The 22,373-nt window shown below is 42.2% G+C and carries 20 protein-coding genes and 1 other annotated feature; of the genes, 19 read left to right on the top strand and 1 reads right to left on the bottom strand.

Annotated features, from left to right (window positions below; all coding sequences use genetic code 11):
* Nucleotides 1-29 precede the first annotated feature (29 nt).
* The 19 genes from JOD21_RS07830 (at nt 30) to thrS (ending at nt 21,845) form a co-directional block, all read left to right on the top strand.
* Entirely contained in the window at nt 30-506 is a 477-nt protein-coding gene (locus JOD21_RS07830) for a DUF441 domain-containing protein (protein ID WP_204729070.1), read from the top strand.
* Nucleotides 507-727: 221 nt separating this feature from the next.
* Complete coding sequence (gene citZ, locus JOD21_RS07825; RefSeq protein ID WP_204729069.1) at nt 728-1,843, top strand: citrate synthase; 1,116 nt, start codon at nt 728-730, stop codon at nt 1,841-1,843.
* Between the two features lie 111 nt (nt 1,844-1,954).
* The gene (gene icd / locus JOD21_RS07820) at nt 1,955-3,223 is read left to right on the top strand and encodes an NADP-dependent isocitrate dehydrogenase (protein ID WP_041120932.1); all 1,269 of its coding nucleotides are present in this window, start codon (nt 1,955-1,957) and stop codon (nt 3,221-3,223) included.
* 62 nt (nt 3,224-3,285) lie between these two features.
* Nucleotides 3,286-4,230, top strand: a complete 945-nt coding sequence (gene mdh, locus JOD21_RS07815) for a malate dehydrogenase (RefSeq protein WP_204729068.1) — start codon at nt 3,286-3,288, stop codon at nt 4,228-4,230.
* 143 nt (nt 4,231-4,373) lie between these two features.
* Nucleotides 4,374-4,850, top strand: coding sequence for a MaoC/PaaZ C-terminal domain-containing protein (locus JOD21_RS07810; RefSeq protein WP_041120934.1), 477 nt, complete (start codon nt 4,374-4,376; stop codon nt 4,848-4,850).
* Between the two features lie 307 nt (nt 4,851-5,157).
* Nucleotides 5,158-5,868 (top strand): response regulator transcription factor, encoded by a 711-nt coding sequence (locus JOD21_RS07805; RefSeq protein ID WP_204729067.1) that lies wholly within the window; start codon nt 5,158-5,160, stop codon nt 5,866-5,868.
* 2 nt (nt 5,869-5,870) lie between these two features.
* A complete protein-coding gene (pnpS, locus tag JOD21_RS07800; RefSeq protein WP_204729161.1) occupies nt 5,871-7,628 on the top strand; it encodes a two-component system histidine kinase PnpS in 1,758 nt (585 codons plus the stop codon).
* A gap of 219 nt (nt 7,629-7,847) precedes the next feature.
* On the top strand, nt 7,848-8,810 hold the full coding sequence (gene hflK / locus JOD21_RS07795) for an FtsH protease activity modulator HflK (RefSeq protein WP_204729160.1): 963 nt from the start codon (nt 7,848-7,850) through the stop codon (nt 8,808-8,810).
* The gene (gene hflC, locus JOD21_RS07790) at nt 8,800-9,756 is read left to right on the top strand and encodes a protease modulator HflC (RefSeq protein ID WP_204729066.1); all 957 of its coding nucleotides are present in this window, start codon (nt 8,800-8,802) and stop codon (nt 9,754-9,756) included. Before hflK ends, hflC begins: the two co-directional genes overlap by 11 nt.
* A 144-nt stretch (nt 9,757-9,900) precedes the next feature.
* Entirely contained in the window at nt 9,901-12,531 is a 2,631-nt protein-coding gene (gene polA / locus JOD21_RS07785; protein WP_239581497.1) for a DNA polymerase I, read from the top strand.
* Nucleotides 12,532-12,548: 17 nt separating this feature from the next.
* Nucleotides 12,549-13,415, top strand: coding sequence for a bifunctional DNA-formamidopyrimidine glycosylase/DNA-(apurinic or apyrimidinic site) lyase (gene mutM, locus JOD21_RS07780; protein ID WP_204729064.1), 867 nt, complete (start codon nt 12,549-12,551; stop codon nt 13,413-13,415).
* Nucleotides 13,416-13,425: 10 nt separating this feature from the next.
* The gene (gene coaE / locus JOD21_RS07775; protein WP_204729063.1) at nt 13,426-14,022 is read left to right on the top strand and encodes a dephospho-CoA kinase; all 597 of its coding nucleotides are present in this window, start codon (nt 13,426-13,428) and stop codon (nt 14,020-14,022) included.
* 150 nt (nt 14,023-14,172) lie between these two features.
* On the top strand, nt 14,173-15,210 hold the full coding sequence (locus JOD21_RS07770) for a glyceraldehyde-3-phosphate dehydrogenase (RefSeq protein WP_204729062.1): 1,038 nt from the start codon (nt 14,173-14,175) through the stop codon (nt 15,208-15,210).
* A gap of 403 nt (nt 15,211-15,613) precedes the next feature.
* A complete protein-coding gene (gene speD, locus JOD21_RS07765) occupies nt 15,614-15,994 on the top strand; it encodes an adenosylmethionine decarboxylase (protein WP_041120941.1) in 381 nt (126 codons plus the stop codon).
* Nucleotides 15,995-16,085: 91 nt separating this feature from the next.
* Nucleotides 16,086-16,469, top strand: a complete 384-nt coding sequence (locus JOD21_RS07760; protein ID WP_204729061.1) for a cytosolic protein — start codon at nt 16,086-16,088, stop codon at nt 16,467-16,469.
* A 71-nt stretch (nt 16,470-16,540) separates the two neighbouring features.
* Nucleotides 16,541-17,002 (top strand): transcriptional regulator NrdR, encoded by a 462-nt coding sequence (gene nrdR, locus JOD21_RS07755; RefSeq protein ID WP_204729060.1) that lies wholly within the window; start codon nt 16,541-16,543, stop codon nt 17,000-17,002.
* A 145-nt stretch (nt 17,003-17,147) separates the two neighbouring features.
* Complete coding sequence (locus JOD21_RS07750) at nt 17,148-18,512, top strand: replication initiation and membrane attachment family protein (protein WP_204729059.1); 1,365 nt, start codon at nt 17,148-17,150, stop codon at nt 18,510-18,512.
* A complete protein-coding gene (dnaI, locus tag JOD21_RS07745; protein ID WP_204729058.1) occupies nt 18,512-19,450 on the top strand; it encodes a primosomal protein DnaI in 939 nt (312 codons plus the stop codon). The genes JOD21_RS07750 and dnaI overlap by 1 nt, the downstream gene beginning before the upstream one ends.
* A 187-nt stretch (nt 19,451-19,637) precedes the next feature.
* Nucleotides 19,638-19,862 (top strand) — a binding site (T-box leader).
* 51 nt (nt 19,863-19,913) lie between these two features.
* Entirely contained in the window at nt 19,914-21,845 is a 1,932-nt protein-coding gene (thrS, locus tag JOD21_RS07740; protein ID WP_204729057.1) for a threonine--tRNA ligase, read from the top strand.
* A 33-nt stretch (nt 21,846-21,878) separates the two neighbouring features.
* Here the strand turns inward: thrS and JOD21_RS07735 are convergent, their stop codons facing one another.
* The gene (locus tag JOD21_RS07735; protein WP_204729056.1) at nt 21,879-22,361 is read right to left on the bottom strand and encodes a YusW family protein; all 483 of its coding nucleotides are present in this window, start codon (nt 22,359-22,361) and stop codon (nt 21,879-21,881) included.
* Between the last annotated feature and the right edge of the window lie 12 nt (nt 22,362-22,373).

The raw sequence follows: 22,373 nt of genomic DNA, 5'->3' as shown, positions 1-22,373 counted from the left end.
TTTTATTTTATTGAAGGAGGTATATATAAATGATTAATCCCGCTATGATTTTTTTGATTTTATTACTGGCAATCGGTTTTTTTGCTAAAAATAATTCGCTGATGATTGCCGTGTTATTTTTAATTCTATTAAAAGTTGCCGGTGCTGATGAGAAGATTTTCGCATTCATTCAGGGTAAAGGAATTAACTGGGGGGTCACGATCATCACGATCGCGGTTTTAGCACCAATTGCAAGCGGTGCAATCGGTTTTAAGGAATTAACAGATGCAGTGAAATCCCCTTATGCATGGGTGGCACTGGCTTCCGGGATTGCCGTCGCGCTGATTGCAAAAGGTGGAATCTCGCTTTTACAGGATGATCCGCATATCACGGTGGCACTGGTATTCGGTACCATCTTAGCGGTTGCGCTGTTTAACGGGATTGCTGTCGGACCATTAATAGGAGCCGGTATTGCATACAGTGTGATGAAGATATTCGAGTGGGGTGGAAATCTGTTTGGAGGATGACAAAATCCGGCAAATTAAAATAATCCCGGCAAATTAATGCGTTTTCATTCACAAAGTTCTGATTATTGATTATAATGGACAATGTAAGCGCATCCGAAATGACGAATTTGATTCTGTCAGCTGACTGAGCATCCGCTCAGTTTTTATGTGATGTCTATGCCGTATTTTAAACGCCGGACCGGCTTTAAATACAAAGACTAAGATTAAAAGGAGAGATTTTTATGACAGCAACGAGAGGATTAGAAAATGTAGTCGCTACTACTTCATCGATCAGCTCAATTATTGATGACACACTTACATACGTTGGTTACAATATCGACGACTTAACTGAGAATGCAAGCTTTGAGGAGATCATCTATCTTTTATGGCACTTGCGCCTTCCAAAAGAAAATGAACTGTCAGAACTTAAAAAGCAGCTTGCTGATAATATGGCAATTCCTGATGAAGTGATTGCTCAAATTAAAGCAATGCCGGTTCAGAACATTCATCCAATGGCTGCAGTGCGTACTGCAGTATCAGCACTTGGTCTTTTCGACGAAGAAGCTGATGTAATGGAAGAGGAAGCAAATTACCGTAAAGCAGTCCGCCTGCAGGCTAAAATTGCGACAATCGTGACGGCATTTGCACGTATCCGTAAAGGCCAGGAACCGGTTGCTCCTAAATCAGACCTGAGCTTCGCTGCTAACTTCCTGTATATGCTGAATGGCGAAATGCCTGAAGATATTGAAGTGGAAGCAATGAACAAAGCACTGGTTCTTCATGCTGACCATGAACTGAATGCATCTACATTCACAGCACGCGTATGTGTTGCAACGCTGTCTGACGTATATTCTGGCGTAACTGCAGCAATCGGAGCACTTAAAGGACCGCTTCACGGTGGTGCAAACGAGCAGGTAATGAAGACACTTACAGAGATCGGCTCAGTTGAAAATGTAGAATCAGTGATCCGCAAAAAGCTTGAAAACAAAGAAAAAATCATGGGCTTTGGTCACCGCGTCTATCAGCAGGGAGACCCGCGTGCAAAACACCTTCGTGAAATGTCTAAAAAGCTGACTGAACTTCGTGGAGAGTCTAAGTGGTACGAAATGTCTCTGAAGATTGAAGAGATCGTGACTTCAGAGAAGAAACTTCCACCAAACGTGGACTTCTATTCTGCCTCTGTCTACCACAGTCTTGGTATTGACCATGATCTGTTTACACCAATCTTTGCTGTAAGCCGTGTATCAGGCTGGCTGGCTCATATCCTTGAGCAGTATTCAAATAACCGCCTGATCCGTCCTAGAGCTGAGTACACAGGTCCTGGTATGCAGGAATATGTACCTGTTGAGAAGCGATAATTTCACAGAACATTTTACAAACTGACAGATAACTGATGTAATAGTATACAAAGCCTGGGGACTGACGGCTCACGTCAGTCCCCGGCCAATGATATTTGGAGGGAAAGACTTATGACACAAGGTGAAAAAATTTCAGTATCAAACGGTAACCTACAGGTGCCAAACAATCCAATCGTACCTTTTATTGAAGGTGACGGTACAGGCCCTGATATCTGGGCATCTGCACAGCGTGTATTAGACGCTGCAGTTGAGAAAGCATATAACGGAGAAAAGAAAATTGAGTGGAAAGAAGTACTTGCGGGTCAAAAAGCATTTGACCAGACTGGAGAGTGGCTTCCACAGGCAACACTTGATGCAATCAACGAATACTTTATTGCAATCAAAGGACCTCTTACAACACCAATCGGTGGCGGGATCCGTTCATTGAACGTAGCGCTTCGTCAGCAGCTTGACCTTTTCACTTGCCTGCGTCCTGTACGCTATTTCGAAGGTGTACCATCACCTGTTAAGCGTCCTGAAGATACAGACATGGTTATTTTCCGTGAAAACACTGAAGATATCTATGCAGGTATTGAGTTTGCTGAAGGATCAGATGAAGTGAAAAAGCTGATTAACTTCCTTCAGGATGAAATGGGTGCAACAAATATCCGTTTCCCTGACACTGCAGGAATTGGTGTGAAGCCGGTTTCTAAGGAAGGTACTGAGCGTCTTGTCCGTGCTGCTATTAACTATGCACTGACAGAAGGCCGTAAGTCAGTAACACTTGTACACAAAGGTAATATCATGAAATTTACTGAAGGTGCATTCAAGCGCTGGGGTTATGATCTTGCAGAGCGTGAATTCGGAGATAAAGTATTCACGTGGAATCAGTATGATCAGATTAAAGACGAGCAGGGTACAGATGCTGCAAACAAAGCACAAAGCGATGCAGAAGCTGCCGGTAAGATTATCGTAAAAGATTCAATTGCTGATATCTTCCTTCAGCAGATTCTTACACGTCCCGCTGAGTTTGATGTCGTTGCAACAATGAACCTGAACGGTGATTACATCTCTGATGCACTTGCTGCACAGGTTGGCGGAATCGGAATTGCACCGGGAGCAAACATCAACTACGATACTGGACACGCTATCTTTGAAGCAACTCATGGTACAGCGCCGAAGTATGCAGGTCTTGATAAAGTAAACCCATCTTCAGTAATTCTTTCAGGCGTTCTTCTTCTTGAGCACCTTGGATGGAATGAAGCTGCTGATCTGATTTCAAAATCAATGGAGAAAACAATTGCTTCTAAAGTTGTAACGTATGACTTTGCACGTCTGATGGACGGCGCTACAGAAGTTAAATGTTCTGAATTCGGAACTGCGTTAATTGAAAATATGTAATAAGACATGGGCCGGCATTTGCCGGCCTTTAACTACATAATTTTATAACAGGGGGATTTGAAATGGCATTTACACGAAATAAAATCTCAGTAGTCGGAGCAGGTTTTACAGGAGCAACAACTGCATTATTTTTAGCTCAAAAAGAACTCGGAGATATAGTGCTTGTAGATATTCCTCAAAATGAAGATCCAACAAAAGGAAAAGCGCTCGACATGCTTGAAGCAGGTCCGGTGTTTGGCTATGACGTAACGATTAAAGGGACTTCAGATTACGCGGATACAGCCGGTTCTGATGTCGTCATTATTACAGCCGGACTGCCAAGAAAGCCTGGTATGAGCAGAGATGACCTTGTTCAGACAAACGAAAAGATTATGAAGTCTGTTACAAAGGAAATCGTGAAGCATTCACCTGATACCACGATTCTTGTATTATCTAACCCGGTCGATGCGATGACTTACACAGTTTATAAAGAATCCGGTCTTCCGAAAGAACGCGTAATCGGACAATCAGGTGTGCTTGATACAGCACGTTTCAATACATTTGTAGCTGAAGAGCTCGGTTTATCAGTGAAAGATATTCAGGGGTTTGTACTTGGAGGTCACGGGGATGATATGGTGCCTCTTACGCGCTATTCTAGTGCAGGCGGCGTGCCGCTTGAAACACTGATCCCAAAAGACCGTCTTGATGCGATCATTGAACGTACCAGAAAAGGCGGCGGAGAAATTGTTGCACTGCTTGGAAACGGTTCAGCTTACTATGCACCGGCTGCAGCTTTAATGGAAATGACTGAAGCGATCCTGAAAGATCAGAAACGCGTTCTTCCATCAGTGGCATTCCTTGAGGGTGAGTATGGATTCGAAGGCATTTACCTTGGTGTTCCGACCGTCCTTGGAGGCAATGGCATCGAAAAGATTATGGAACTTGAACTGACTGATGATGAGAAACAACAGCTTCAAAAATCAGCAGACTCAGTACGCAGCGTGATGAGCGCACTGTCATCAACATAATTGCAATGAGGAACTGCTGATACTGGCAGTTCCTTTTTAACATGAGCATCAGGCAAAAAATATTTTGAATATTGCAGAAATGCTTTATAATAAGGTTAACTTATTTTCAGGAGAAAGATTAATGTTATCAAGGGGGAGTCATCATGTTATTGGGGAAGAAAAGAAAAATTGGACGTCAGATAGAAGAAATGTCAATCGGCGAAAAATTGACGCTTACTGAAAAAATTGAAGATAAAGACCTGCTGCTGTTTTTAGGGTTAACAAACGACTCAAACCCGCTGTATATTCAGCATGACTATGCGTCACAGACTTCATATAAAAAGCCGATCGTTCCGACGATCATGCTGACAGGTTTTGTTACTTCAGCCGTGTCTAAATACATGCCGGGCCCCGGCTCACATATTAAAAGTCATTCACTAAGCTTTCCAAAGCCGCTCTACCATTATGCAACAGTAGATTATGTATTTGAAATTAAATCAATCGACAGACCCAAATCAGAAGTTGAAATCAGCGTACGCGGTACAGACGAAAGTGGAGATACGGTTATCAGTGGAACAGTCATCGCGTGCCCACCGTCAAAACTCCAAAAGTTCGAAGGCTCCGCACTTGATAATTTTTAAATAATAGGCTCTGATAAGCTGGCTGCCCGATTCCGCTGCAGGGGGAACGCTTTCCGCAGGGCGTGCGGTAAGCTTCCTGACCCCCTTTCGCTCCAATTCCGAGCTGTGCTAAAACAACATTGGTCTTTAAAAATTAACGTATTTTTTATTTTTTAACTTGCAGTGAACCGAACCGTTTTCTGAAAGTCGAGACATATTGTCGCGGCTTTTTTTAATGGAAAACATAATAGAAGCACCATCCTTACTGAATTTGTACTATAATGAAATCGGATGATTAGGGGTTAATAATAGCTTCTGGAGGTACACAATGAAGAAAAAAGTACTTGTTGTAGATGATGAACAATCAATCGTAACACTATTAAAGTACAATCTTGAACAGTCAGGATATGAAGTACTGACAGCTTATGACGGTGCAGAGGGAATTGCACTTGTGGAAAGTGAGAATCCTGATTTGCTTGTGCTCGATCTGATGCTGCCTGTGATGGATGGGATCGAAGTCTGCAAGCAGCTCAGACAAAAACAGATTCATATACCGATTATTATGCTGACTGCAAAAGATGAAGAATTTGATAAAGTACTTGGTCTCGAGCTTGGAGCGGATGATTACATGACAAAACCGTTCAGCCCGAGAGAAGTCGTTGCAAGAGTGAAGGCGATCTTAAGAAGAGCCGGCCGTCTGGAAGTGAAAGAACCTGAAGTTGAAGAGGATTTCATCGAATTGGGTGAAGTAAAAGTTTTTCCGGAGCAATATGAAGCTTTTTTCCGTGGTGAACAGATCGAGCTGACACCGAAGGAATTCGAACTGCTTGTCTATTTAATTGAGAATAAAGGGCGTGTGCTGACGCGTGATCAGCTGCTTCAGACCGTCTGGAATTATGACTTCGCCGGGGATACAAGAATTGTTGATGTTCATATCAGCCACCTCCGTGAAAAAATAGAAGAGAATACGAAAAAGCCGGTGTACATCAAAACAATTAGAGGCCTGGGTTATAAAATGGAGAAGCCGAAAGTCACGTGAAACTGACTTCTTTTAAAGGGCGGCTGTTATTTGCATTAATTACTCTGATCTTTTTGGTCCTGATCGGCTTAGGGATCATTATTGGCGAGCTGGTTAAATCTTATTATCTGAATGCACTGCATTCAAGAATAGAAAAAGAAATGAATATTGTCATCAACCAGACTGAACAGGAGCCTTCTTTTGCTGAATTGAGATCTGTTTTATTTGATGAACTAAGTGAAGTGCTTGAAACAAGAATTACGATACTAACAGAAGATACGGATGTTGTATACGATTCAGGACAGGCTGTTTCAGATATAGACCATAATCAGATGATGACTGAAATCAATAGCTCCTTGCCTGACACTGATGATGGCATTGTGCGAATTCCTGCAGATGACAGTAACTTTTATTATATCAGCAGTGTTGAAACCGGCTCAGAAAGCGGATATGTCATACTTGCTGCTTCATTTGATAATTTGGAAGACGTTTACCGCCAAATCTGGCTGATTCTTGCTATTACGCTGGGTGCTGCAATGGGAATGATTATTTATATCGGTGCAAGAATTACCAACCAATACACAAAACCGATTGAATCGGCCACTGAGGTAGCGATACAGCTGGCCAAAGGTAATTATAAAGCAAGAACGTTTGAGGACCGTGCGGATGAGACAGGGATGCTCAGTAATGCGATTAACATTCTTGCAAGAAATCTGCAGGAAATGGTCAGTGAACAATCTGTTCAGCAGGACCGTTTGAGAACACTGATTGAAAATATGGGCAGTGGCTTAATCATGATTGATAAGCAGGGGTATATCGTTCTTGTTAATCGCCCGTTCCTGAATTTTTTCCATTCCCGGATAGAAGATGTATTGAACGAGAGCTATGTCGATGTTTTCAAGAATGTTCAGGTAAATGAGCTTGCCGAAGAAGTGTTTCTGACAGAACAGCGGGTCAGAAAGCAAATTCTTATTGAAGAAACGTTTCCTCACAAGCACCTTGAAGTATATGGTGCACCAATTATTGGAGAGCGGAGTGCATGGCAGGGAATCGTCCTTGTATTTCATGATATATCTGAGCTGAAAAAACTTGAGCAGATGCGAAAAGATTTTGTGGCAAATGTATCGCACGAAGTAAAAACGCCGATTACATCAATAAAAGGTTTTACTGAAACATTGCTCGATGGTGCGATGCACGATCAGGGAGCGCTTGAATCATTTTTAAGTATTATTGCAAAAGAAAGTGACAGGCTTCAGATGCTGATTCAGGACCTGCTTGAACTCTCACGTGTGGAACAGCAGGGATTCAAGCTGTCATTAAAGCAGGTCGATCTTGCTGACATTCTTGAAGACGTATCTGTCATGATGGCCCATAAGGCAAGTAAGAAGAATGCACAGGTCAGGTTAGATATTCAAAGGCCTTTGATCATCGAAGGGGATGCTGACCGGTTAAAACAGGTGTTTATTAATCTTGTGACAAATGCCATTACTTATTCTTATCCGGATCAGGATATCGTTATCAGATCTGAAAAAGTGAAAGAACATATTCAACTGCAGTTTATCGATCAAGGAATCGGCATGGAACAAGAAGAACTGTCCCGTATCTTTGAGCGCTTCTATCGCGTAGATAAAGCCCGCAGTAGAAACTCAGGGGGGACTGGCCTCGGACTTGCAATTGTAAAACATATCATTGAAGTGCACAATGGCGAGATTAAAGTTGAAAGTGAACCTGAAAAAGGAACGGTTTTCACCATAACATTACCGATTCACATGAATAAGTAATGGAAATCTTTACATGGAATTTACACAAAAGTGACAGTGGTTTAATATTTCATTGATAAGATACTAAGTGAAAACCCCTTCATCCAGGGAACCCCATTAAAAGCGTGAACAGACCCCGTTCACGCTTTTTCTCATGTGCAAATGAAATTTCCTGAAACCTTTTTGTAACATTTCCGTATCATAGGTAATACATAAAGAAAGGGAGTTTGCCCAGTGAGTATGAGAAGAATCATGGCTGGAATCGGGATTGTCGTAGGGTCGGCAATATTACTGGTTGTACTGTTTACTTCATGGTATACAGTAGATGAATCTGAACAGGCGCTCGTTCTGACATTTGGTGAAGCAAATGAAACGATCACAGAGTCAGGTTTGAAATTTAAATTGCCATGGCCAATACAGCAGGTTGAAATATTGTCAAAAGAAACGTTCAGTCTCCAGTTCGGATATGAAGAAGAAGATGGAGAAATTAAATCATTTCCTGAAGAAACAGTAATGATTACAGGTGATGAAAATATTGTGTTAGCTGATCTGGTCGTTCAATGGAAGATCACTGAACCGAGAGATTTCTTATTTAATGCTGAAGATCCTGAGGAAGTCTTGTTTGACGCAACTTCTGCCTCGATCAGAAGTATTATCGGAAGCTCAACAATTGATGCTGCATTGACTTCGGGTAAAGCGGAAATTGAAGCCGAAACGAGAGATTTACTGGCATCATTAATTGAAAAATATGAAATAGGTATATCAATTCAGGCAGTGCAACTACAGGATGTAGAATTGCCGAATCAGGAAGTACGTAAGGCATTTACTGCTGTAACAGATGCACGTGAAACAATGATTACAAAGGAAAATGAAGCAAAAAAATATCAGAGTCAAAAGCTGAATGAAGCAAAAGGTGAAGTGAAGGCCATTGCGTCGAGAGCTGAAGGTGAAAAAACTTCGAGAATTGAACAGGCGCGCGGTGACGTTGCTGTTTTTAATAAGATTTTAACTGAGTATCAGAATAATCCTGATATTACACGACAGCGTCTAACGCTTGAAACACTTGAACAGGTGCTTCCTGGAACAAAGCTTTATATCATGAATGATGATGGAAATACGATGAAATATCTGCCTTTGCAGCCTGACCGTCAACAACCGCCAGCTGTGGCTGAAGAAAGTGAGGAATCTGCAAATGGACAATGATCAGAATAAGATTTTTGAGTTTAATAAAAAGCCGAAGACAGACAAACCGAAAGTGGATATTGAGTGGAAAAAATTCACTAAAGTCTTTATTGTCATTGGACTATTGCTGTTCCTTCTGATTGTAACGCTTTTGAATGTCTTTATCGTTAAAGAAGGTGAATATCGCGTTGTCCGCCAATTTGGTGAAGTCGTTAAAATTATAGATGAACCGGGATTAAATGCAAAAATTCCATTTGTTCAATCTGTCACTACACTTCCGAAATATCAGATGACATACGATGTGTCAGAAGCTGAGATTAATACAAAAGATAAAAAGAGAATCATCATTGATAATTACTCAGTCTGGCGGATAACAGATCCGGTGAATATGATTTCAAATGCCGGTACTATGATCAATGCTGAATCAAGAATGGAAGAATATATATATTCTGTTGTCCGGTCAGAGCTGGGACAGTTTGAATACGATCAGATCATTAATGATGAGAAATCATCGCGTGGCAGCCTGAATGACCGTGTAACAGAAAGAGTAAATGAGCTGCTTGCACAGGAGCAATTTGGGATTGAGGTAGTCGATGTCCGGATGAAACAGACGAACCTTCCACAGGCAAACGAAGAAACTGTTTATACCCGGATGATCTCTGAACGTCAGACTACCGCACAGGATTACCTTTCTACTGGTGATGCAAATAAAAACATTATCGAAGCAAATACAGACCGTGAAGTAAGGGAAATGATTGCTACAGCTAAAGCGGATGCAGATATCATACGTGCTGAAGGAGAAGCGGAAGCTGCAAGAGTTTACAACGAAGCATTTTCTAAGGACCCGGAATTTTATGAACTGTATAGAACACTTGAATCTTACAAAACAACTTTAAATGATGAGACAATGATTATTCTTCCTTCAGATTCTCCTTATGCGGAGCTTCTGCAAGGTATCACCGAATAAGCCACGCTGTTTTCCCTTTCATTTTGGACATGCTAAAATGAAAAGGGAAAACAGCTTTTTTATTTGCTTATATGAATAAGTGACAGAACATGCGCTGAAGTGTTCAAAAGCGTAATGAACATAAAAGTTTTGAATATAAAGGAGATGGCTGGTTTGTCTAAGAAATTAGTACTGATTGATGGGAACAGTATAGCGTATCGTGCATTTTTCGCGCTGCCGTTGCTGAATAATGATAAAGGTATACATACGAATGCGATTTACGGATTTACAACCATGCTGATGAAGCTGCTTGAAGAAGAACAGCCGACTCACCTGATGGTTGCTTTTGACGCTGGTAAAACAACGTTCCGCCACAAAACATTTGAAGACTATAAAGGTGGAAGACAGAAAACACCGCCTGAGCTGTCTGAACAGTTTCCGTTTATCCGCGACTTATTAAACGCTCATAATATCAAATACTATGAGCTTGATCAGTACGAAGCTGATGATATTATCGGCACGCTCAGTACGCAGGCTGAAAAAGATGGATTTGATACGGTTATTATTTCAGGAGATAAGGATCTAACTCAGCTGTCATCAGAACGGATCAGAGTGGATATCACGAAAAAAGGGATCACTGACCTCGAACAATATACACCGGCGCATATTAATGAAAAGTATGGACTTACACCGGACCAGATCATTGATATGAAAGGTCTGATGGGAGATGCTTCAGATAATATCCCGGGTGTTCCGGGTGTCGGCGAAAAAACAGCGATCAAGCTGCTGAAGCAGTTTGGCACACTTGAAAACGTACTTGATTCAATCGATGAAGTCAGCGGTAAGAAGCTGAAAGAAAAGCTCGAGGAAAACAAGCAGCTTGCAGAAATGAGTAAAAAGCTTGCAACGATTACCAGAACTGCACCTGTTGAAGTCAAGCTTTCAGAGCTTGAAAAGCAGGAAGCCAACTATGATCAGCTGACAAAGCTGTATAAAGAGCTGGGATTTAATTCGCTTCTAGATAAGCTGGATGGGGAAGAAGAAGAAATTGAATTGAAGGATATCAAGTGGGAGGAGGTAACTGATTTTACAGATGAACTTCCATCCCACGCAGAGCTGTATGTAGAGCTCTATGATGTGAATTACCATACAGCCGATATACTCGGGATTGCTTTTCATGCTGATCAGAAAACCTATTTTATCTCACCGGAGCACGCTGCAGAGTCAGAAGCTTTTAAAAAATGGATTGAAGATGACAGTAAAACAAAATCTGTCTATGATGCAAAAGAATCGATAGTTGCATTTGACCGCCTGGGAATGAAGCTGCAAGGAATCGACTTTGATCTGTTGATCGCCTCTTATGTGATTGATGCTTCTGAAGCTGCTGATGATTTTTCGTCTATTGCAAAAAGACACGGTGCTGATGCAGTTCCGACGGATGAATCAGTCTATGGAAAAGGCGCCAAAAAGAAGGTGCCGGAAAAGAATGAACTGATGCAGCATACTGCAAGAAAAGCTGCAGCGATTCACGCGATCAAAGAAACCTGTATCACTTCTCTTGAAAAAAATGAACAGCTTGAGCTTTTTGAAAAACTGGAACTGCCGCTGGCCACTGTTCTTGCAGAGATGGAGAGAAAAGGAGTGCAGGTGGATATCGACCGCCTGAAAGACATGGGCGTTGAGCTGAAGAAAAAGCTTGAAGAGATTCAGTCAGACATTTACCGGATTGCAGGCGAGGAATTCAATATTAATTCTCCAAAACAGCTGGGTGTGATTCTGTTTGAAAACCTGAAACTTCCTGTGCTGAAGAAAACAAAAACAGGATATTCAACTTCAGCAGATGTTCTGGAAAAACTGAAGCCTGAGCATGAAATCATTGATCATATTCTCCATTACAGACAGCTTGGCAAGCTTCAATCGACTTATATTGAAGGCTTATTAAAAGTTATCCATGATGATACAAATAAAATTCATACGAGATATAATCAGGTGCTGACTCAAACCGGCCGTTTGAGCTCGACGGATCCTAATCTTCAAAACATCCCGATCAGGCTTGAAGAAGGTCGTAAAATCAGACAGGCGTTTGTCCCATCCGAAAAAGACTGGGTCATGTTTGCTGCAGACTACTCACAGATCGAACTGAGGGTGCTTGCACATATCTCAGATGATGAAGGACTGAAAGAAGCTTTCCACCAGGGCATGGACGTTCATACTAAAACTGCGATGGATGTCTTTGGTGTATCAAAAGAAGACGTAACATCAGGAATGAGAAGACATGCAAAAGCTGTTAATTTCGGCATTGTCTACGGGATCAGTGATTATGGACTCTCCCAAAGCCTTGATATCACAAGAAAAGAAGCAGCAGAGTTTATCAAAAAGTATCTCGACAGTTACCCGAAAGTAAAAGAATATATGGATGATATTATTCACGAGGCGAAGCAGAAGGGCTATGTTGAGACACTGCTGCACCGCCGCAGGTATATTCCTGAGATCACAAGCCGTAATTTTAATCTGAGAGGATTTGCAGAACGGACTGCGATGAATACACCAATTCAGGGAACCGCTGCAGATATCATTAAAAAGGCAATGATTGAAATGGCAGACAGGCTGAAGGCGGAATCCCTTCAGACACGCATGCTATTGCAGGTTCATGATGAATTAATTTTTGAATGTCCAAAAGATGAAATCGAAAAACTCGAAAAAATTGTACCTGAAGTGATGGAATCAGCCGTGGAATTGTCCGTTCCGTTAAAAGTGGACTATTCATACGGCAACACGTGGTATGACGCGAAATAAGAGAGGAGTGACGGGACATGCCTGAATTACCGGAAGTTGAACATGTAAAAAGGGGTCTCGCTCCCAAAATTGAAGGACTGACAATAAAGGAAGTCTCATTTTCAGAGACCGTGATAAAAGCGCATGAAGCAGGCAGGAAAGCTGTTGTAAAAGGAGAAGGGCTGGATTCTTTTAAGTTTGCAGTAGAAAACAGTGAGATTGCCTCCATTGAAAGAAGGAGTAAGTATTTGCTCTTTCGTCTTGGAGGCGATGGGATGCTGATTCTTTCACACCTGGGTATGACAGGCGCCTGGTTTGTGGTGAATGAACTCGGGGAGATCTTAGAAGACCGTTTTAGAAATCACGTACATGTCATATTCACTCTTTCTAATGATCAGAAACTGGTTTATTCTGATATCCGGCGGTTTGGTGAAATGAGATTTCTGCCGTCAGAAGAAGCGCATCCCCCGCTTGCTGAAATTGGTCCTGAACCATTTGATGAAGATGCAGAGTTCAGGTTTTTAGCAGCCTTATCTCTGCCGAAGTTTTCGCGTAAAGCGATTAAGGAATCTATTATGCATCACAGTGTGATCGCGGGGTGCGGCAATATTTATGCAACAGAAGCTTTATTCAGAGCAGGTGTCAGTCCGAAAAGAAGAACTGACCGACTCAGCCTGAAAAAGAAAAGAGAGTTGTTTCAGCACATTGTAGATGTACTGCGTGAAGGTATAGCTGCTGGCGGAAGCAGCATCTCAGATTACAGAAACGTAAATGGTGAAGCAGGAGGGATGCAGGAGCGGCTTCAGATGTATGCAAAATCTGTCTGCCCTGTCTGCCAGTCACCGGTTAAAAAAGCAGTTGTTGGAGGCAGAACCTCACACTACTGCACCACATGTCAAAAGTAAGGGGACACTTATGATTATTGGATTAACAGGAAGCATTGCAACGGGTAAAAGTACAATCGCAGGCGAGTTGATCCGTCTGGGATATACAGTAATTGATGCTGACCAGTCAGCGCGGAAAGTAGTTGAGCCCGGGCAAGAAGCACATCAAAAAATCAGAGAGACGTTTGGTGATGAAGTTTTTACTGAAGATGGTACCCTTGACAGACCAAAACTCGGGGAGATCATTTTTAATGACGAACAAAAACGCAGTCAGCTGAATCAGATTGTACATCCGGCAGTTCGTGCAGATATGCTTGCTCAGAAAGACCGGGCATTTGCTTCAGGAAAGCATACTGTTTTTCTCGATATTCCACTATTGTTTGAAAGTGAACTTCAATGGATGGTTGAGAAAATACTGGTTGTCTACGCACCACCCCAGGTTCAAAAAGAACGATTGATGAATAGAAACAGCTATACTGAGCAGGAAGCCGAATCAAGAATCGCATCACAGATCTCCGTTGAAAAAAAACGTGAGCAGGCAGATGCAGTCATTAATAACAGCGGTTCAATCGAACAATCATATGAACAGCTTCAACAGCTGATCAAAGAGTGGGAACTGACACCTTGATTGTGATAGTGAACCGCCTATTAAAGACCTGACAAACCCGTCAGGCTTTTTTTATTCAAAATTGTCATTATGTATTTGCAAACGCTTTTAATATGTTATACTAATGCTAGTTAATTTGAAAATAAGTATAACATTATTAGGGGGATCCTCATGAACAAGACGAACATTGCAATCAACGGGTTTGGCCGAATCGGCCGTATGGTGTTTAGAAAAGCGGTAATGGAAGATACACTTAATATCGTAGCGATCAATGCAAGCTACCCGCCGGAAACACTGGCTCACCTGATTAAATATGACTCGACTCATGGTGCGTTCGCTGCAGAAGTAATTGCAAAAGAAGACGCATTAATTGTGAATGGGAAAGAAATCAAACTTGTCAGCGACAGAGATCCTGCAAATCTTCCATGGGCTTCGATGAATATCGATATTGTCATTGAAGCAACAGGTAAATTCAATGCGCGCGATAAAGCAGCTCTTCACCTTGAAGCCGGTGCTAAAAAAGTCGTGTTGACTGCACCTGGAAAACAAGAAGATGTGATGATTGTAATGGGCGTAAATGAAAAGGATCTGAACGTTGAAAAGCACGATGTGATCTCAAATGCATCATGTACAACAAACTGTCTTGCACCAGTAGCCAAAATTCTTGATCAGGAGTTCGGAATTGAAAACGGACTGATGACAACTGTACACGCATATACAAATGATCAGAAAAATATAGATAATCCACATAAAGACCTGCGCCGTGCACGATCATGCGGACAGTCAATTATCCCGACTTCTACAGGTGCAGCAAAAGCGCTCGGCAAAGTACTTCCAAACCTTCAGGGGAAACTGCACGGAATGGCACTGCGTGTACCAACACCAAATGTGTCACTCGTAGACCTTGTAGTAGATGTTAAGCGTGAAGTAACTGTTGAAGAAGTGAACCAGGCGTTCAAGAAAGCTGCAGAAGGTGATTTGAACGGTATTGTGTCATACACAACAGAACCTCTGGTATCCATTGACTTCAATACAAACTCTAACTCAGCGATCGTGGACGGACTTTCAACCATGGTCATGGGTGCAACAAAAGTGAAAGTCCTGGCATGGTACGACAACGAATGGGGCTATTCATGCCGCGTAGTAGACCTTGTTCAGCACCTTGCTAACCAAATGGAACAATCACAGAGAGAAGTAACTGCTTCATAATTTAATAAGCTTTTGACACGAGAACTGCTGAGTAACGGCAGTTCTTTTTTATATCATGTTGAGGGAACCAGAGCGTGAGGCGGACGACTCCAGCGCGAATAGTCGGACAGGGGAGACACCGCAGGCTCAGGCGGGGAGGCTCACCGCCGACCGCGTGGAAAGCGCCCGCCTGGAGCGCAGGTTCCCCGCATATAAAAACTATATTTTGTTCAATATCTCAAAATAAAAACAAATCATTGCAAAATCATTCAAAAAACCTTATACTGATTTTCGTGATCTTATTCCGGTTCACACAACATAACTTCTGCTTAAAGGGTTAGGACCTCATTGGACTAACTTTCCCCCGTGGCAGCAGGTTTGCTTAACCGGGTAAGTTCAAATTTTCAGTAAGGGGGAACGATCAATGGAAACAATGGGTCGTCATGTAATAGCGGAATTATGGGGCTGTGACTTTGAAAAGTTAAACAGCATGGAGTTAATTGAACAAACATTTGTAGATGCTGCACTAAAATCAGGTGCTGAAGTAAGAGAAGTCGCATTTCATAAATTTGCACCGCAGGGAGTAAGTGGCGTTGTGATTATTTCAGAATCACATCTGACAATCCACAGCTTTCCTGAGCACGGTTATGCAAGCATAGATGTATACACTTGTGGAGATCTTGATCCGAATGTAGCTGCAGATCACATTGCAGAATCACTTGGAGCTGAGACCCGCGAAACAGTGGAAGTACCAAGAGGAATGGGTCCTGTTAAAGTACCACAATCAACAGTACACGCAGGTTAATACGACAAAAGAGGTGCATTTTCGCATCTCTTTTTTATTTTCTCCAAAAAACTGATAAACTATTGGTATAGACGCTTGAGGAGGAATTACGTTGGCCAAGTTAAAAGGAGTATTTAAAAGATTCAGCCAGGAATGTGAAACGGCTGACCGTCACCAGGAAAAAGAACTGGAAACGCGGTATTATAAAGTTTCACTCGATAAAGTATACGATGAAGTGAAACGTTATTTTTCAGCAGATGGATACGACATTTCTTCAGAATCAAAAGATCATGGAGAAATTATGATTACGCGAAATAAAAATCCTAAAATGTTCTTAATTGCAACCGTTGTCAGTACGAGACCAATGCATACTGCAGTTGATCTGAAAGCCTCTACTGACCAGATGGTGGTCGGCGGTGCTTATCCAAAGTTAAAACAGGAAATTACAGCCTGTTATGAAGCGCTTTCAAAGGAAATGAGAGAAGCTGAAAAGTAAGAGCAACCCTTGTGATTTCAACGTTTTTTCAGTATGATTAAAGGAAATAGATTTGATGTGGAGCTGGTGAAATGAAATGTCCATCCTGCCATGAAAACGCAACAAGAGTCATCGATTCCAGACAAGTTGATGATGGGAAATCGATCCGGCGCAGAAGAGAATGCGAAGACTGTCAATATCGCTTTACAACTTTTGAAAAAGTGGAAGAGATTCCGTTAATTGTTGTGAAGCGGGACGGAATCAGAGAACAATTCAGCAGGGAAAAAATCCTGCGCGGCCTGATCAAATCATGTGAGAAGCGCCCTGTTCCATTTGAAAAGCTTGAACAGATTGCTTCTGATATTGAGAGAGAACTCCGGAGCCAGGGTATCTCTGAAATTCCATCTGTTGATATTGGCGAAATGGTTATGGACAGGCTTTCGTCAGTTGATGAAGTTGCTTACGTAAGGTTTGCATCCGTTTACCGCGAATTCAAAGATTTAAATGTATTTATTGAAGAAATGAAAGAACTGTTGAATAAGGAAAGAAAATAAAGAGCAGTGATCTGCTCTTTTTTTATAGACATTCTATGTTAAAGTTAAATGTTTTTTTAGCACGGCTAGTGATTGGAGCGGAAATCACCACTCAACTTTAACAAAGGGTAGCCTATAGATTTGCAAACAAGAAAGGTCTGAGCTTATGACGGGTTTATGGAAAGAAATTCTGCCATCAGATGAATATTTGATTCAGCTGAATGGCCAGCTGAGTGAAAACGACAGGGAATTGTTGTCTTTTTTATATCAGCCATTGCTCGGAGCCGATGCGATCAGTCTGTACAATATCATGTGGCTTGAAGTTGAACGTTATACACTTGAAAGTCAACCGCGTACACATAAAAACCTCATGGACCTGTTAGGGGTCCCGCTCGAGAGAATCTTTCAGGCGAGAATCCGTCTTGAAGGGATGGGACTTTTAAAAACGTACCTGAAAACAGGAGAAACAAAATCATACGCATACCAGCTTCAGCCGCCACTCAGTGCAAAGGCATTTTTTGAAGATCCGATGCTGAGCGTATTTCTATACCGGCAGATCGGTGCGAGTCAATTCCAGCGGCTTAAGAAAAGATTTATTGTATCTTATGAGAAGCTGACTGCTTATGAAGAAGTGACACGATCGTTTCAGGATGTGTTTTACTCAGACGCCAATATTTCTCCCCATATGCCGGAAAAAATTGAAGACGGGCAGTCTCTGACTTTTAAAGCTGACAGTGAAGGTGTGCGTACTGATTTTCAGACTTTTGACTTTCACGCATTGTTCGCAGGGCTGTCAGAAGCCATGGTTCCCAGAAAAGCATTGACCTACGATGTGAAACAGCTGATCGTAAAACTGTCTCTATTATATGGGCTGTCTGAACAGGAATTGAAGAATCCGATTTTATCATCTGTTACAGAGGAAGATAAAATTGATATGGAAGCCTTAAGGAAGGCATGCCGTGATGTTTTTCAGCTGAAAAGTAAGTCAGCACTTCCTGCATTGAAACATTATGCTCTAAACGCGGAACCGGTGCAGGAGCTGCCTGGTTCAGAAGATCAGACGCTTCAGTATTTAAAGAAAAATTCGCCGGTTCAGGTGCTGATTGATGCCTCTAAAGGGGTAAAACCTTCGAATGCTGAACTTGAGCTGATCGACCATTTGATTCATGAGAAAAAACTTCCTGATGAAGTGATTAATGTTCTGATTCAATTTGTTCTGCTTCGAACAAACATGAAGCTGACGAAAGGCTTTACAGAACAAATTGCTTCACAGTGGGTCAGAATCGGCCTGAAAACGGCTGAAGAAGCAATGGCTGAAGCAAAGAAGGAACATAAAAATTACTTAACATGGAAGAAGTCAGGCGGGAAGCAGTCTGCTAAAAAAGAACGAACGATCCGCAAAGAGAAGCTTCCGGAGTGGTTTCAATCTTCAGATGACGCTGATGAAGCAGAAGACCCTGAATTCCTTAAAGAACGTGAACGCTATCTGAAAGAGCGTGAAAAGAATAAACGCAAGGCAGGTGATGAATAATGGATCCGATCAACAGAACAATCAGGCGTATATCCGGTTCAAATCAATTTCAGCAGCGTTATGAAATGATGAAAAAAGAAATCGCATCTGACCCTGAAATTCAGCATTTTCTGCAAAAGCATAAGGAAAAGCTAGCGCCAAATGCAGCCGATCAGGGAATGATTAAATTATATGAATTTATGACCCGTTCAAGAAAATGTGCCGACTGTCCAAGCCTGGCAGAGTGCAAAAACACAATGAAGGGGTACGAGCCGAAGCTCCTCATTCAAAACGGGTATATTGATATGCAATACGCTCCCTGTCCAAGACAGATCGCTTCTCAGGAACAGCGACAGACAGAAAAGCTTGTTCAAAGTATGTATGTTCCTAAGGATGTCTTAAAGGCTACTTTTGATCAGGTGGATGTTGATCACCCTTCAAGAATGAAAGCACTTCAGGCTGCGGAAGAAACAGTCCGTCTGTTAGTATCAGACCCTGAACATTATAAAGGCCTCTATCTGCACGGGAAATTTGGAGTAGGGAAAAGTTATTTGCTCGGCGCTATTGCTAATGAGTTAAAGAAGCAGAATAAAGCAAGCTTTATTCTGTACTTCCCTGAATTTTTAAAAGAAATGAAGCAGTCGCTTGGTGATCAGTCATTCTCCGGCAAAATTGATGCAGTGAAAAGAGCATCGATCTTAATGCTTGATGACATTGGAGCAGAGTCGCTTTCTAGCTGGGCGCGAGATGAAGTGCTTGGAACCATTCTTCAATACCGTATGGCAGAAGGACTTCCAACATTCTTCAGTTCAAACTTCGACTATCATGAACTTGAACATCACCTTACTTACTCCCAGCGCGGGGAAGAAGAACCAATCAAAGCGGCAAGAATTATGGAACGTATTAAATTCCTATCACTGCCTGTAGAAATGAAAGGTAAGAATAAGCGCAATACGTAACTAAAGAGGGTGCTTTAGATTTTTGAGTATCTTGGTGACTCGCAGTGGAAGGCGGTGACTCCGGGACGGTTAGCGACCGCCGTTCGGAAAGCATCTGCCTGAAACGGAGATACGCCAGATTTTCAAACTTTAACTTGCTTTTATCCACCACCTATTCTAAAATGACTCTTATCAAAACAATTAATATCTAAAGGCACTGACAGGGACACGAATCATTTACAGCTGATTATAAGAGAGAGAGGACCAGGCTGAAATCCTCTTATGAAGCGGAATGCATTTACCACCCTTGAGCCGTACGAGTGAACATTGCAGTAATTTGTACCGGATGCAGCCCGTTAGCTGAACCAGAGATTCTGAACAACTGTTCAGAAAGAAGGGTGGAACCGCGGGTTATCATAACTCCGTCCCTTTACCAGGGATGGGGTTTTTTATATGCAAAAATTTAATTGAAGGAGTGTTACCCATGGAAGAACAAATTAAAGTGACTTTTCCTGATGGAAACAGCAAGGAGTACCCTAAAGGCATTACAGTAGAAAAAATCGCTTCATCCATTTCTTCAGGACTGAAAAAGAAAGCAGTTGCCGGTAAAGTAAATGGACAGCTGCTTGATCTGCGTACACCGCTTGAGCAGGATGCAGAAGTAGCCATCCTGACACCTGATGATGAAGAATCACTTGACATTATGCGTCACAGTACAGCCCACCTGATGGCACAGGCAGTAAAACGTCTTTACCCGGATGCGAAATTTGGCGTTGGCCCTGTAATTGAAGGTGGCTTCTACTACGATATTGATACTGAATCTTCTATTTCAACAGAAGATCTTCCGAGAATTGAAAAAGAGATGAAAAAAATCACTGGTGACAATATTAACGTAGAGCGTGAAGTTGTCAGCCGCGATGAAGCCGTAAGCCGTTTTAAAGAGATCAATGATCCTTATAAGCTCGAATTGATTGAGGCGATCCCATCAGAAGAAGATGTATCAATTTATAAACAAGGCGAGTTTTTTGACCTTTGCCGCGGCATTCATGTGCCATCAACAAAGCATATTAAAGAATTTAAGCTGTTAAGCGTTGCCGGTGCATACTGGAGAGGCGATAGTGATAATAAAATGCTTCAGCGTATCTATGGAACTGCCTTCTTTAATAAAGAAGACCTTCAGCACCACCTTGATATGCTTGAAGAGGCGAAGCAGCGTGACCACCGTAAGATCGGGAAAGAACTGGATCTGTTCACAAGTTCTCAGCTCGTAGGTCAGGGACTGCCAATCTGGCTGCCTAAAGGCGCGACAATCCGCCGCACAATCGAACGTTATATTGTAGATAAAGAAATATCGCTCGGCTATGATCATGTGTATACACCTGCACTCGGCAGCGCTGAGCTTTATAAAACGAGCGGTCACTGGGATCACTATGAAGAAGGTATGTTCCCTCCTATGGAGATGGATAATGAAACACTTGTTCTTCGCCCGATGAACTGCCCGCACCATATGATGGTGTATAAGCAGGATATTCACAGTTACCGTGAACTGCCGATCCGTATTGCAGAACTTGGTCTGATGCACCGCTATGAAATGTCAGGTGCACTATCAGGACTTCAGCGCGTACGTGCAATGACACTGAATGATGCACACATTTTTGCACGCCCTGATCAGATTAAAGAAGAATTCCAGCGCGTTGTGCGCCTGATTGAAGAAGTATATAAAGACTTTGGTTTACATGATTATAAGTTCCGTCTTTCTTACCGTGATCCTGAGGATACTGAGAAATACTTTGATGATAATGCAATGTGGGAAAAGGCGCAGGCCATGCTGAAAGAAGCGATGGACGATATGGGCCATGACTACTTTGAAGCTGAAGGTGAAGCGGCATTCTACGGCCCGAAACTTGATGTTCAGGTGAAAACAGCGATTGGTAAAGAGGAAACACTTTCTACAGTGCAGCTCGATTTCCTTCTTCCTGAACGGTTTGATCTGAACTATATCGGTGAAGATGGTAAGCAGCACCGGCCGGTTGTTATTCACCGCGGCGTCGTGTCTACAATGGAACGTTTTGTTGCATTCCTGATTGAAGAGCATAAAGGAGCACTTCCTGCTTGGCTTGCTCCGGTACAGGTACAGGTTATTCCGGTATCTCCATCGATTCACCTTGACTTTGCTAAAAAAGTACAGGATGAACTGCAGCTTGCAGGTGCACGTGTGGAAGTTGATACACGTGATGAAAAGATGGGTTATAAGATCCGTGAAGCACAGATGAAAAAGATTCCTTATATGCTTGTTGTAGGAGATAAGGAAATGGAAAACCAGGAAGTAAATATCCGTAAGTATGGTGAGCAGGATACTGATACTGCATCACTTTCTGAATTCGCACAGCAGTTAAAACAGGAAATCTCAAGATAATAAAAAAATCTGCCGGAGCTCCCGGCAGATTTTTTATTCTCCTCTTTTATATTCTTTTTCAGTTCCATCACTGTACTTAACCTCAATTTCAATTGACTGAAAGCCATCTTCAACTTCAAATCCTTCGATGATGCTGTCGATCACTTCCTCATCAGGTGTATCAATTGTAAAATCGAATTCACTTAATACAGGCTGAATCTCCTGGTACGCATCATCACCGGACATCGTCAGCATATCGCGTTCATTTTCATAGGCAGACTCTATTTCACTGCCTTCACTGTCATAGGAGATTTCAAAATCGTTATCATTTCCTTCATAGTCAGCGTCCATTTCAAATGATAGAAAGGAAATACCGGTATCGTCCGGACCGGAAGCATTATCTGAATCAGGCTGTTCTTCCGCCTGATCAGCTGTTTCCTCAGGTGTAGGGTCTTCTACTGTTTCGCTTTCTTCACCGCAGGCAGCAAGCACTAGACTGAGGCTTGTCAGTGCAGCGAATGTATATCTTTTTTTCATCTTCATTCCTCC

This window comes from Jeotgalibacillus terrae, from assembly GCF_016908195.1.
GTDB classification, from domain to species: domain Bacteria; phylum Bacillota; class Bacilli; order Bacillales; family Jeotgalibacillaceae; genus Jeotgalibacillus; species Jeotgalibacillus terrae.
The sequence above is the reverse complement of the archived record's forward strand: the minus strand, read 5'-3'. Positions and strand labels throughout refer to the sequence as shown.